Origin of the sequence: Spirosoma endophyticum (assembly GCF_900112365.1) — a bacterium.
Lineage (GTDB): Bacteria > Bacteroidota > Bacteroidia > Cytophagales > Spirosomataceae > Spirosoma > Spirosoma endophyticum.
The window spans coordinates 242,855-256,221 of record NZ_FOLQ01000007.1; the positions used below are offsets into that span (position 1 = coordinate 242,855).

The 13,367-nt window shown below is 51.2% G+C and carries 7 protein-coding genes; 5 read left to right on the forward strand and 2 right to left on the reverse strand.

What is annotated here, in order from left to right; all coding sequences use genetic code 11:
- The first annotated feature begins 87 nt into the window (after positions 1-87).
- The 3 genes from BM202_RS19300 to BM202_RS19310 all read left to right on the forward strand — a co-directional run bounded on the left by BM202_RS19300 (position 88) and on the right by BM202_RS19310 (position 6,004).
- A complete protein-coding gene (locus BM202_RS19300) occupies positions 88-1,164 on the forward strand; it encodes an NAD(P)H-dependent flavin oxidoreductase (protein ID WP_093829102.1) in 1,077 nt (358 codons plus the stop codon).
- 147 nt (positions 1,165-1,311) lie between these two features.
- A complete protein-coding gene (locus tag BM202_RS19305) occupies positions 1,312-3,243 on the forward strand; it encodes a CocE/NonD family hydrolase (RefSeq protein WP_093829104.1) in 1,932 nt (643 codons plus the stop codon).
- A gap of 217 nt (positions 3,244-3,460) precedes the next feature.
- The gene (locus BM202_RS19310; RefSeq protein ID WP_093829106.1) at positions 3,461-6,004 is read left to right on the forward strand and encodes a TonB-dependent receptor; all 2,544 of its coding nucleotides are present in this window, start codon (positions 3,461-3,463) and stop codon (positions 6,002-6,004) included.
- Positions 6,005-6,081: 77 nt separating this feature from the next.
- Here BM202_RS19310 and BM202_RS19315 read toward each other — a convergent pair whose 3' ends face one another.
- Entirely contained in the window at positions 6,082-7,998 is a 1,917-nt protein-coding gene (locus BM202_RS19315) for a glycoside hydrolase family 2 protein (protein ID WP_245776714.1), read from the reverse strand.
- 25 nt (positions 7,999-8,023) lie between these two features.
- Positions 8,024-10,531, reverse strand: coding sequence for a glutaminase family protein (locus BM202_RS19320; protein ID WP_093829110.1), 2,508 nt, complete (start codon positions 10,529-10,531; stop codon positions 8,024-8,026).
- 271 nt (positions 10,532-10,802) lie between these two features.
- Between BM202_RS19320 and BM202_RS19325 the strand changes: the two genes are divergently transcribed.
- Positions 10,803-11,747, forward strand: coding sequence for an RraA family protein (locus BM202_RS19325; RefSeq protein ID WP_093829112.1), 945 nt, complete (start codon positions 10,803-10,805; stop codon positions 11,745-11,747).
- Positions 11,748-11,915: 168 nt separating this feature from the next.
- Positions 11,916-13,193 (forward strand): mandelate racemase/muconate lactonizing enzyme family protein, encoded by a 1,278-nt coding sequence (locus BM202_RS19330; protein WP_093829114.1) that lies wholly within the window; start codon positions 11,916-11,918, stop codon positions 13,191-13,193.
- Positions 13,194-13,367: the final 174 nt, after the last annotated feature.

Below are 13,367 nucleotides of genomic sequence, written 5' to 3' on the forward strand. Positions count from 1 at the left end.
TTCAGGGGGTTGGGGGTAATATGCAGTAATTAGTATAACGTGACTAAAAACCAGACTGAATCGCCCATTCCTATAACGCAGTATATAATGAAGACCTGGCCAGATAATCGTATTCAAACTCTCTTTGGCATTGAGTTACCCATTATTCTGGCGCCCATGGCCGGGCCGGTTTTATCGGACATGGTCATTGCCGTTGCTGAAGCGGGTGGACTTGGATCGCTGCCCTGTGCGTTGCTGAATGCCGAACAGATACGTAGTGAACTTAACCTTATCCGGCAACGTACTGCCCGGCCCATTAACCTTAATTTCTTCTGCCACAAACCACCCAAAATTGACGCAAATCGTGAGAATGAATGGCGAAAGCGTCTGGCCCCTTATTACCTTGAACTGGGCGTTGACCCCAAAGCGCCCATTCCAATGTCCAACCGTACGCCATTTGATGCCGCTATGTGCGATCTGGTGGAAGAGTTTAAACCAGAAGTGGTCAGTTTCCATTTCGGTCTTCCCCATAGAAAACTGCTGGATCGCGTTGCTGCAACGGGCGCTAAAATTATATCATCAGCAACATCGGTAGAAGAAGCCATTTGGCTTGAGCAGGAAGGTTGCGACGCCATTATTGCCCAGGGCGCCGAAGCGGGTGGTCATCAGGCTACGTTTCTACGTGATGATATTTCCCGGCAGATCGGCACCATGGCACTTGTGCCGCAGGTAGTCGATGCGGTGAACGTACCGGTTATTGCTGCCGGAGGCATTGGCGATGCGCGCGGTATTGTGGCTGCCTTTGCGCTGGGCGCTTCGGCTGTGCAACTGGGCACGGCTTACCTCTTCTGCCCGGAAGCAAAACTGCCGCCAATTCATCGGGAAGCCCTGCGAAAGGCGAAGAGCGATGATACGGTACTCACCAATGTATTTACGGGTCGTCCGGCGCGGGGCATTGTGAATCGGCTTATTCGGGAAGTTGGACCCATGTCTGACGTAGCACCAGAGTTTCCGCTGGCGGGTGGCGCCCTTGCTCCCTTGCGATTTAAATCTGAACCTACCGGATCGGGCGATTTTATGTCACTCTGGTCGGGACAGGCGGCTGCTTTAGGTCGTGAGCTGCCTGCTGGCGAATTAACTAAACTACTTGCCGAAGAAACGTTGGCTAAACTTGCCGCTTGTTAGGCTGAAATCATCGCGATTTCATAAAATTCCTAGCTGTAGTATTCGATAAGAAAATGGGCGTTATTGACCCATCCGTGTCTCTGTAAACAATTCTTGTTATTTAATTTTGCCAAATTACTTACAACCTAACTAGTCATCAACACACGTATGAAACTCAATACGTATCAATTGATTAGCAAACAGCAAAAAACGATGGGCCTTGTCCTATGCCTGTTGCTGTCTTTGCTGTTGCACAAAGTAGCCGCTCAGGGGCCGCAGGTGAATAAAGAAGATTCGATCTACGTCCGGGAAAACTATACCAAAATGGAGCGGATGATTCCCATGCGCGACGGGGTGAAGCTATTTACGTCGATCTACGTACCGAAAAACACCGATCAGAAATACCCGATCATGCTGGATCGCACGCCCTATAACGTAGCGCCCTACGGTGAGGATAAATACAAAACATCCATCGGCCCGTCGATGCTCTTTGCGCGGGATGGGTATATCATTGTCTATCAGGATGTTCGTGGCCGGTATATGTCGGAGGGAGACTTTGTGGCGGTAAAGCCATACATTCCCAACAAGAAAAAGAAAACCGACGTTGACGAAAGTTCTGATACGTACGATACCATTGAGTGGCTACTCAAAAACATTCCGAACAACAACGGGAAGGTTGGTACGTGGGGCATTTCGGCACCCGGTTTTTACACGACTGAAACCCTGCTCGATGCGCACCCGGCCCTGAAAGCCGTTTCGCCACAGGCGCCCGTAACGGACTGGTTCATGGGCGACGACCGGCACCACAACGGCGCTTTCTTTCTGATGGGAACGTTCGCTTTTCTTTCCTCCTATGGTCAGCCCCGGCCTGTACCCACACCCAAGAATAGCCCTGGTTATTCGGCTTACGGTACGCCTAGTGGTTACGAGTTTTATATGAATCTAGGACCAATCAAAAACGCCAACGAAACCATTTTCAAAGGAAAGAATGCGATTTGGAATGAGATGATGGACCACGATACGTACGATGAATTCTGGCAGGCCCGTACGCCCGTGCCGCATCTCAAGAACATCAAACCCGCCGTCATGACCGTAGGGGGCTGGTTCGATCAGGAGGATCTGTATGGCCCGCTGAAAGTCTACGCGGGTATCGAACGTAACAACCCAAAGTCGCCGAATTCATTGATTATGGGGCCGTGGATTCATGGTGGCTGGTCGCGGTCAACGGGGGAAGCGTTGGGGAATATTCGCTTCGATTCGAAGACGGCCCCATTTTATCGGGAAACGATCGAATTTCCATTTTTTGGCCATTACCTGAAAGACAAACCCGATCCGCAACTGCCGAAAGCCTACATTTTTGAGACCGGCACCAACCAATGGAAAAAGTACGATCAGTGGCCGCCCAAAACAGCGCAGGAGAAAAAACTGTACTTCCATCCGAACGGAAAGCTATCGTTTGATGTCCCCACGACTAGTCCAACCCCATTTGACGAGTATGTGAGCGACCCTAAAAAGCCTGTGCCCTACACAGCCGAAATTAGGAACATTCGGGGCAGCGATTTTATGTACGAAGACCAGCGTTTTGCCGCGTCTCGACCCGACGTCATGGTTTATGAATCCGATACGTTGACCGAAGATGTGACCATATCGGGTAGCGTAATGGCCGATCTGTTTGTGTCTACGACGGGCACAGATGCCGATTTTGTGGTCAAGCTTATCGATATGTACCCCGGTAATGCTCCGAACAATAGTCCCATTGCGGGCACAAAAATGGGTGGTTTTCAACTACTGGTGCGGGGCGAAGTCATGCGGGCCAAATTCCGGAACAGCTTCTCGAAACCCGAACCGATGAAGCCCGGTGAGGTTACGGAGGTGAAGTTCGATATGCAGGATGCGGCTCACACGTTCAAAAAAGGCCACAAAATGATGGTGCAGGTCCAAAGCTCCTGGTTCCCGCTGGTTGACCGCAATCCGCAGAAATTTGTGAATATCTATCAGGCTACCGAAGCCGACTTCCAGAAGGCTACGCACCGGGTTTATTTTTCTCCCCAACAGCCATCCAGCGTGATGGTAAGCATCATCAAAAAAGACCCGAATTAACATCTCTGCGACTCAATACGTAGCGGTTTTTTAGTTGACACCTCTCCGGTCAGTAAAATCTTTTTACTGACCGGAGAGGTGTTTGTTTTAGCCAATATTTATCTCCTCCTATAAATTAGGCTATCTAATAACCAAACAGGCATAGCGTATGGACATTTAATGTATAGCGTTATATTTGTTCGGAAATAACGACGCGCTATTTATTTACCCCTCTCATATGCTTAATATTGCTCTACTTATTACCGCTTTATCTACTGGCATAACCCCTGCCGACACCTTGCCCAAAGTCGATTCGCTACGGTCTGTGCAATTGACCGAAATTGTGGTGTCGGCATCACGCGTGGCTGAATCGGTACTACGTTCGCCCGTAAGTATAGAAGTGCTCGACGCCCGTCGAATCCGGCTATCGGCGCAACCGTCCTACTTCGATGCCATTGAAAATCTGAAAGGGGTTCAACTACTGACCTCCAGTATGGGGTTTAAAGTCTATAATACCCGCGGCTTTGCCGCCACCACCAACGTTCGGTTTGTCCAGCTCGTTGATGGGCGCGACAATCAGGCTCCGCACATTGGCGCGCCCATTGCCAGCGCGTTGGCGCCTTCCGATCTGGATATTCAGCAGGTTGAACTGGTACCAGGCGTGGCGTCGGCCCTCTACGGCATGAACGCATTGAATGGCTTGGTCAACGTACTGACCCGAAACCCGTTCGATTCGCCGGGGCTAAGCATCGGCCAGAAAACCGGCGTCAACCATGTGGAAGACGCCGACGTATCAGCCAAGCTTTTTTCGGAAACCAGTATTCGCTATGCCCGTCGAATTGGTGACCGGTTCGCGTTCAAAGTGAATCTGGTGTATCAGGCGGGCTACGACTGGGTGGCTGGTAATCGGGATGATTTGAACCCCAATGGCAATTCGTCGCTAGGCTTGTTCGGCGCTGACAATCCCGCGTATGATCCCGTCAACGGCTACGGCAATGAAGCGGCCAACAGGCGCACACTGACCCTGGGCGGTAAACGATACAGCATTGGCCGGACGGGGTATTACGAAGCGGAGGCTACTGATTACAGCTTACGGAATCTACGGGGTGATCTGTCCCTGCATTATCGTTTTTCACCGAATGTCGAACTGGCCTACACGTATCAGGGCGCTACGTTAAACAACGTTTACCAGCGGACCAACCGCTTTCGGCTGGAGAATTACCGACTCGATCAGCATAGTCTAACCTTGACCACACCTTCGATCCAGTTCCGGGCGTATCGAAGCAGCGAAAACACGGGCGATTCGTATAACATCCGGTCGATGGCCGAAAACATCGACAAGTCGTTTAAAACCGATAATCAGTGGTTTACTGATTTTACCAGTCAGTTCAATAAGGATACCCAGGCTGGCACGGCGGTACCTGATGCGCTTAGGGATGCTCGGGCTGTCGCCGACCAGGGACGGCCTGTTCCCGGAACACCGACCTTTAACGACCTGGTGGCTAAACTCCGTGATATTAACAACTGGGATATTGGCGCAGCCTTGCGGGTGCAGTCCTGGATGTACCATGTCGAAGGACAAGTCGAACCGACGCGGGTTCTCTGGAAACGGTTTCGCGAGCAGACCGGTCTGACGATTCAGGCCGGATTCGATTTTCGGCGATACGTAGTGTTTCCTGATGGCAATTATTTTATTAACCCAACGGAACCGGGCACCAACCTGGTTTACGGCAAAACGGGGGGCTTTGTCCAGGCTACCCGGACGTTCTTCGACGATAAGCTAAAGGTAGCTGCGTCGTTGCGACTCGACAAAAATTACTATTTCGATGCCCGGCTTAACCCCCGGTTGTCGCTTGTGTATTCGCCCACGAATGATCACAACATCCGCGTTTCTTATCAGAACGGTTATCGGTTCCCTTCCCTATTCGAAGGTTTTACGAATATCAATTCGGGTGGTGTGAAGCGCGTTGGCGGCTTGCCGATCATGTCGAAAGGGATTTACGAAAATGCCTACCTGGTCACCTCCATCAATGCTTTTCAGGCGGCTATCACCACGGATGTGAACACTAATGGGCTAACCACCAACGCGGCTATCCAGAAAAATAAAGGATTGCTTAAACAAAGTCCCTACACCTATCTGAAACCCGAACAGGTCAATAGTTTTGAAGTGGGGTATAAAGGCTTGTTGTTCCGGCAACGGCTTTTTGTTGATATCGACGCGTATTACATGGCCTATAAAAATTTTATCGCTCAGGTGAATGCCAACCTGGCCAAAGGCTCGAATCCCGATTCATTAGCGTATTATTTTTCGTCGGCGAACACGCAGGACCGTTACCGGCTCTGGACCAACTCCCAGACAAAAACATTTAATTATGGCGCCAGCTTAGGCCTTCGCTATAGCCTGACAACGAACTGGTCAGTAGGCGGGAATGCTTCGTATGCCAAACTTGACCGCGCCGAAAATGGTGATGGGTTAGAGAGTTCGTTCAACACACCCAAGTGGATTACCAACCTAAACGTATCAAACGGCAATTTGTGGAATGGCGTTGGCTTCTCCGTAAATTACAAACACCAGGACGCCTTTCTGTGGCAGTCGGAACTGGCCACTGGCAACGTATCGGCCATTAACACACTGGACGCTCAGGTCAGTTACCGACTCCCGAAACTGGGTCTTTTGCTGAAAGCAGGCGGTACTAATTTGGCTAACAAGCCCTACTACACCTTCATCGGTGGGCCAGCCGTCGGCGGCTTTTATTACACCAACATTGTCTGGGAAATGTAGTCGTCTGGTTTTTTATACTTGAAGGGATTGCCTAGCGGTTCAGACTAGGCAATCCCTTCAAGTATAAATTCACTACGTTATTTAAACAGCGGTGCATGAATCTGGTGGAGGGTTTCGATGGGAATCTTGATGACTTCGCGGTCGTAGGTCAGGAGTCCGTTTACTTCCCCCTCTACGTCCGTTGTCTGGGTATAGACGGCCGCTGACAAAGCCTGTTTCTGATAATACTCAACGATTTTGGCGTATTTCTTCTGGTACGCTTTCAGCACGGCATCGGCCGATTGATACGTTTGGTAGCCCCAGTTGCGCATGCCAGGATTCCAGAGATGCCCTTGAACCGGCCAGCCAATGCCCCCAAACTCACCAATAACCACCACGCGATTGGCTGTGGGCGTCGGTGATTTGGGCTCTTCTTCGTAGGTGTGAATGTCGTAGAAATCACCGGCACCGACGTCATTCCAACCGCTACTGGCGTTTATGGTCCGGCTTGGGTCGAGCGCTTTCACCCAATCGGCCAGTCGTTTATTTTCATACTGACCCCAGCCCTCGTTATGCACGACCCACGTAACAATGCTGGGGTGATTATGCAGGCGATTCATCATCCGCCGAAGTTCCAGCTCAAACTGCTCTTTTCCCTTCGACCGACGTATCGGTTCCGACTGATCGCCGGGGTACTCGTTCTGTCCTTCCAGAAAGCCCGACGGCATATCCTGCCAGACCAAAATCCCTAGTTTATCGCAGAGGTAATAATAGCGATCGGGTTCAACCTTAATGTGCTTACGTAGCATGTTGAAGCCCGATTTCTTCAGGAAATCAATCTCAAACGTCATTGCTTCGTCAGAAGGTGGGGTTAGTAATCCACCCGGCCACCAGCCCTGATCGAGCGGGCCGTTCTGAAAGACAAATTTGTTGTTCAGCAGCAGCACAGGCTGGTTTGCTACCGGACCTTGCCCGACCGATATTTTACGCATCGCGAAATAGCCCGTTACCACGTCAAGCGGTGTGCCCGTCACTGTTGCTTTAGCGAAAGCGGTCTCAATGGCCGCGTCCTGGCGGGAGCGCTTGTTGCGGGGTGTATCGCCAAACGGGTCAGTCACTGTCACCAATTCAGCCTTGATGTCGTACAGAAATGGACTGTCGGGCGACCAGAGTTTGGGATTTTTAACATTTAGGTACCCGGTTCTGCCCGCCCGAATTAACGCTGTTGCTATGGTCTGCGTGCCATCTAAAGCCGTCAACCGAACCGCTGTTGTGTAATTGTCTGCCGGTTTGTCGAGCAATACGTCCACCCGAACGCGTCCTGAATCAAGTTCGGGCGTCATCTTAACTTCTTCAATGTACGTTTGCCTCGGTACGGGTTCCATCCAGACCGTTTGCCAGATGCCCGATACCGGTGTGTACCAAATGCCATGTGGATTGAGCAACTGCTTGCCGCGTGGCTGTTCTCCAGTTGAACTAGGGTCAGTTACGCCCAATACCAATTGATTCTGCCCAGCTTTCATGTAATCCGTGATATCGAAACTGAATGCGTCCGAGCCGCCCGTATGTGAACCGACCAGCCCGCCATTAATCCACAAACTGCACTCGTAATCTACCGCGCCGAAATGAAGCAGCACCCGTTGATCGCCCCAGTCTTTGGGCACGCTCATGGTTCGGCGATACCACAATCGTTGATCAGCGGTTAGCGATTTGTTGACTTTCGATACGGTTGATTCCAGACAAAACGGAACCAGAATCTGGCCGTCGTATTTGGTCGGTTGCGGGGCCGTTTTAGCCGTAATGGCGTATTCCCACAGACCATTCAGGTTCTGCCATTGTTTCCGTACCAGTTGTGGGCGTGGGTATTCACGCCAGGCATTGTCGGCTGTTACCTGTTTCTCCCATCGGCTCATGATGGGTGCCGGTTGAAGCTGGGGAGTGGGTGAAGTCTGCGCCGAAACGAGCCCAGTGGCAGTTAACGAAATCGAAAGGGTAATAAGTTGGATTGAACGCATGAAATTGCGGAATTGGTTTAGGATGTTACTTGCTCAATTTTCCGTCGAGCATTTTTATGAAATACCCACCCACGACTGACCGTGCCTGAAAACCGACCTGTTTGGCGTTGGTGGTTTCGTGCCAGTCGGAAAGAGGCACGCGGGATGGGGTTTCGTTAACGTAGCGCCAGACCGGCTTGATGAAATCCTTGAAGTCGCCGTTCGATTTGGCAAGCGTGGCCGTCCAGATAATCCAGTCGGACTTGGTGTAGGTTTTGCGGCTGTCTAGAGGCAGTCCATAGGGTTCCTGTTTCTTGAGGTAATACGCAATTTCGGTTTGCGCTACCTCTTTCGGGAAGATGTTCAGTCCCAGAATTTTATCCCACACCAGGTTGTATTTCTGGCTCCACGTATCACCCGCATTCTCGAACGTCAGATCGTAGTGTGGTTTGTCGTGGCCTTTGTCAATAGCCAGCTCCTGCCACTTCGTAGCCATGTCGCGGGCAGCTTTCAAATAGCTGTCAGCGGTTGCTTTATCGCCGAGCTGACCGGCCATTTTTCCGTAAGCGGCAATGCCCATAATCGCTTTTACCGACAGGTTTGCATTTCGGGCGATGTGTCCGGCGAAGTCATCAGTACATAACTGATTAGCGGGATCGAACCCATCTTTTTTGAGGTATTCTACCCAGGTTGTCAGCGTTTTCCAGTGTTTCCTGGCGTAGTTGGCGTTTCCTTCGGCTGCGGCAATGGCTCCGGTCAGAATAAGCATGTTTCCGGATTCTTCAACCGGCATATCCTCGCCGTAGGTTTGGCCATTGGCTTGCGGATACGTACCGACGTCATGCGCGGCAAAGGGCTTTTTCCAGCGACCGCTCTCCGAATATTGGAAAATGGGCTCCATCATTCCCTTCAGCAGGGTTGTATTATACAGCAAAAACAACGGGGCCGATGGGTACGTAATGTCTACGGTGCCGATGGAGCCGTTGGAGAAATTTTCTTTCGATAGAAAGAGTACCTCGCCCTTTGGTCCAGCCACAATCTTGTGGGCTGCAATGGCTTGCCGATACGCCAGAACGCATAAGTCGGCGTAGTCTTTACCTCCGGCTTTCTGCGCATCGGCGCGGAGCTGCGCATCGAAGGCCGTACACTTATGAAAAAGCCGGGGATAGTCTTTTTCGGCCGTTTGCAGCAACTCGGGCATCGATGTTTTCTCATCCCGACGCCACCACGGCCGTAGATTTTGCTTGAAATACTGCACGGAATAGATGTCGTCGTAGGCAAGCATCACGTGTTTGCTAACGGTCTTTGTGGTTACGTTGCTGAAATCCAGTACGGTAGCAATGGCAATATCGACGGCCGCCCGTGGCGATACGTTACCCCCGGCGGCTCGTAACTGGCCCGTCGACAGAAATGCCTTTTTTAAGCCATCGGCCATGCCCGATGCCGTTTTATTGCCTGCCTGCTGTGGCACCGCCAGGTATGCATACCCCCAGTCAATACGGACGTTATCACCTTTTTTGACCAGAATTTCCTGCGCCTGCGTACCCACCGTCTGATACGTTAAACCGGTTACCTGCCCGGCTTTCATGACCACTTCCTGCCCGATCGTGTTCGTGGCCATCGTGCCGGATTCGCTCAGAAATATCTGCACGGAATGCGGCTTACTATCGCCCGAATGAACATCGAACGAAACGTAGCTAATGGGTCGGGCAACTACTTCCAGTTCATCCAGCAACAGGGGCGACAGGAAATTCACCGCCAGCTTGATCGGCCCAGCCGTGAAGGTGTAATTAGTTTGCGTAGCCGACACGGTTACACCCGTTTGGATCGCCGTTTCCAAGGCCGATGGCGTAATGGGGTTGAGGATGCCCACATCAACGAATGAGCCGCCCCGTGGACTCACGCAATGGACGGCCAGTACGTTTTTTCCGGTACGTAGCGCTTTTTGCCCCGCTGCTGACAACGGCAGGTTAACGTATTCATTGACATAATCGGGTTTGTCTAAGATCTTGCTGCCGTTGAGGTAAACCACTACGTCATCGTCGTGATTGATAGACAGCAAGAGCTTCTCGGGATCAGATTTTCCGTCGTATGAAAACTCTCGCCGGAAGTAAATTCCGTCTTTCATACCTGCGTTGTCGCTGTTGGTCCACTTCGTTTTGGCCTCGGGCGTATCGCCAAATGGTCCTTGTCCCGATGACCAGCCAGCGGCATTATAGTCCGGTTTTTCCCAACCGGGACCGGGTTTATTCATCGTGTATTGAGCCGTGTAGGGATGTGTTTCGCCCGTCGCTAAAATGGGTTCGTAGGTGGTCGGTACGGCGCCGAGAAACTGGTACACTTTCCCATCAACCCGAATCATCCCTTCCAGCGATTGCGGCTTGCCCGTCCAGTGGCGCGTGGGCGAATCGGTCAATTTATCCGTCGTGCTCCAGAGGCTAAAATAGGGATCATGGGTGATGAGTGGGTAAGCCGGTGGACGTAGGTCCTGGGCGGAAAGGTGACCGAGAAAAAAGAGGGTAATCGAAACGCAAAGAGCCGTAATTTTTTGCATTGGGACTGTTGATTTGCAGCTATTGAGGAAAATATCCGTAATATAAACCAGATGACGGATAACCTTTACTTATTAAAAGCTGGTGGGCCGACATTTCTCACGCTGGATAATTACACGCACCACCATCGGTGTATTTAGTAGGAGAAGGGATTTGCCTTAAAAATTATCCCTGACTAGTAGAAAGATTCCTGACCCTCAGGAAGGGTAGAAGCATCTGGTATGCTCCTTATTTTATCCGAAACCTAAATCCCTTAATTTCTTGCTATTTTCTATGAAACAGGTAATGGTAGTCGCGGCTATGTTGTTGCTGGCAGGATCGGCAACGGTATCGGTCGCACAGCAAATTTCCAAGGAAGAACTCATTTTTCTAACCCCCGACTGGAAAGGCGAACGGTTTCCGGATGGGCGTCCCAAAGTGCCGGATGCCATTCTGAAACGCATGAAAAAAGTTACTCAGGAAGAAGCCTGGGCGGTGTTGAAAGGTGAAAATTACCGGTATCAGTTTACGGGCGACTGGCAGACGATCAACCCGGACAGCGTGCTGGTTGGCCGGGCGTTAACCGCTACGTTTATGCCCGGTCGGCCCGATGTTCACCGGGTGACGGATGACAAAGGACATACCAAAGATGGTCGGGTGAAATCGCAGAATGCCTGGCCGATCGACATGCTGGTCAAGGGCGATGTATACGTAGTGGATCAGTTCGGGATGCACGAAGATGGGCCAACGATAGGCGATAATTTGGGCAACTCCATTTATGCTAAAACCGGCAACGGTATTGTCTATGAAGGGGCCGTTCGGGATGTAGCTGGTCTGAAAGAGATTGGCGGGTTTACGTCCTATTTTCGAAGCTATCACCCATCGCACCACAATCCCGAAGGCAACCTGAACACTACGTTGGTGGGCATTAACCGCCCGACACGTATCGGTAAGGTAATGGTCATGCCGGGCGATATTGTGTTGGGCCGCGATGGCGGTGTTTGTTTTATTCCGCCCCATCTGGCCGAAAAGGTGGTCAAGACCTCCGAAATTATTCGCCTGCGCGACATGTTCGGGCATCTGCGCTTGCGCGAACAGAAGTACACGCCGGGCCAGATCGACACGCGTTGGTCAGATGAGATCGAGAAGGATTTCTCGCAGTGGCTAAACGCTCACGTCAGCGAACTGCCCGTTCCGAAAGAGCAGATACAGGAATACCTGAAAACCCGAACGTGGTAATTAAATGTGTTGAGCGTAGTCTGAGACTACGCTCAAGTGTTATCCGGTCTCCGACCGGTAATTATAATTCGTTCAATACCGGTCAGAGACCGGGTAACGCGCGAACGTAGTTTCAGACTACGCTCAGCAATTCACTAAATTCCATAGCCCCTTTTCCTTCAAAGTTATATGACAACATCTCGTCGTTCCTTCTTGACTAAGAGCGCTATCGCCAGTACCTTAGCCGCAACAACTTTTTCAACGTTCGGGGAAGGTCTCGAAACCGCCGTTCATAATGCGCCCCTATCCTCAGCACCATCCGATCTGAAAATCACCGATATCAAATGCGGTTATACGCGGGGTGGCCATAGCCTGTTCGTAAAAATCCATACCAATCAGGGCATTTGGGGGTGTGGCGAAGCCGTCGATGCGTCTGTTGGAACGTATCATCTGGTTAAGCTGATGGGCGAACGGATCAAAGGCAAAAGCCCGCTCAACGTCAATCGTTTGTTTGAAGATGTCCGGAAATCCGGCTTTTTCGAAGGAGCACAGGCGGGCATGTATATTTCGGTGCTCTCGGCGGTTGAAACGGCGCTCTGGGACTTAACCGGCAAAGCCCTCGGTATGCCGGTTTATCAATTACTGGGTGGCAAATTCAGGGACAAAATCCGCGTTTACTGCGACACGGGCGCGTATCGGGAAACGGATACCAGCGCCGAAGCCTTCGGTAAGAGTGCCAAAAAAGCCGTTGATATGGGGTTTACCGCCGTGAAATATGACATCGACGAACGGAATGACCCAAACAAATATGATGCCTACAACTGGACCGCCAGCCAGGGCGAACTGGAACGGATGTACAACCAGATTGCCGGTGTTCGCAAGGCGGTCGGTCCGAAAATCGACATTTGTGTCGACATGCACGGGCGGTATGACGTAACGACCGGCCGACGCGTGGCCAAGATGATGGAGCCGCTGAATCTGCTGTTTCTCGAAGAGCCCATTCCCGCCGAAAACCCCGAAGCGTACAAACAAATCCGGGAAGCGTCCAACACGCCAATCTGCGCTGGTGAGAATCATTATCTGGCGCATGGTTTCCGAAAACTCCTCGAAATTGGGGCTGTCGACATCATTATGCCCGACTTGCAGAAAGCGGGTGGTTTGGGCGAAGCACAACGGATTGCCAATTTAGCGAATCTCTACTACGTACCATTTGCCCCACACATGGTAGCGTCGTATCTGGGCGCAATGGCGTCGAGCCATGTGTGTGCATCGGTGCCAAATTTTCTGATTCTGGAGTGGCAGATTTATTTCCATGAGGAGCCGATGTTCAAAGAAATCGTTACGTTCGACGGACCGATGGTGGAAAAGGGATTCATACCCTTATCCAATAAACCGGGTATCGGCGTGGAAATTAACGAAGAGGGCATGAAAAAATATGCGCCGAAAGACGTACCATTCTTCGTGTAAGAACTGATTGCTGGTCATCTGAAACTACTTGACCGTTGTTCATCACGATGCGTTGAACAGTAGCTCGATGAGACTACCGTGTTTTAGTAGCGTCTATCTGACAAATTCATCACTCAATCTAATTCCTCCGTTACGTTGACGCCCAAATCCGCTCCCGAACCTGCCGAATTCACG

Coding starts and splice junctions, on each gene's coding strand:
- BM202_RS19300 (WP_093829102.1), top strand. CDS start 88: ATGAAGACCTGGCCAGATAATCGTATTCAAACTCTCTTTGGCATTGAG.
- BM202_RS19305 (WP_093829104.1), top strand. CDS start 1,312: ATGAAACTCAATACGTATCAATTGATTAGCAAACAGCAAAAAACGATG.
- BM202_RS19310 (WP_093829106.1), top strand. CDS start 3,461: ATGCTTAATATTGCTCTACTTATTACCGCTTTATCTACTGGCATAACC.
- BM202_RS19315 (WP_245776714.1), bottom strand. CDS start 7,998: ATGCGTTCAATCCAACTTATTACCCTTTCGATTTCGTTAACTGCCACT.
- BM202_RS19320 (WP_093829110.1), bottom strand. CDS start 10,531: ATGCAAAAAATTACGGCTCTTTGCGTTTCGATTACCCTCTTTTTTCTC.
- BM202_RS19325 (WP_093829112.1), top strand. CDS start 10,803: ATGAAACAGGTAATGGTAGTCGCGGCTATGTTGTTGCTGGCAGGATCG.
- BM202_RS19330 (WP_093829114.1), top strand. CDS start 11,916: ATGACAACATCTCGTCGTTCCTTCTTGACTAAGAGCGCTATCGCCAGT.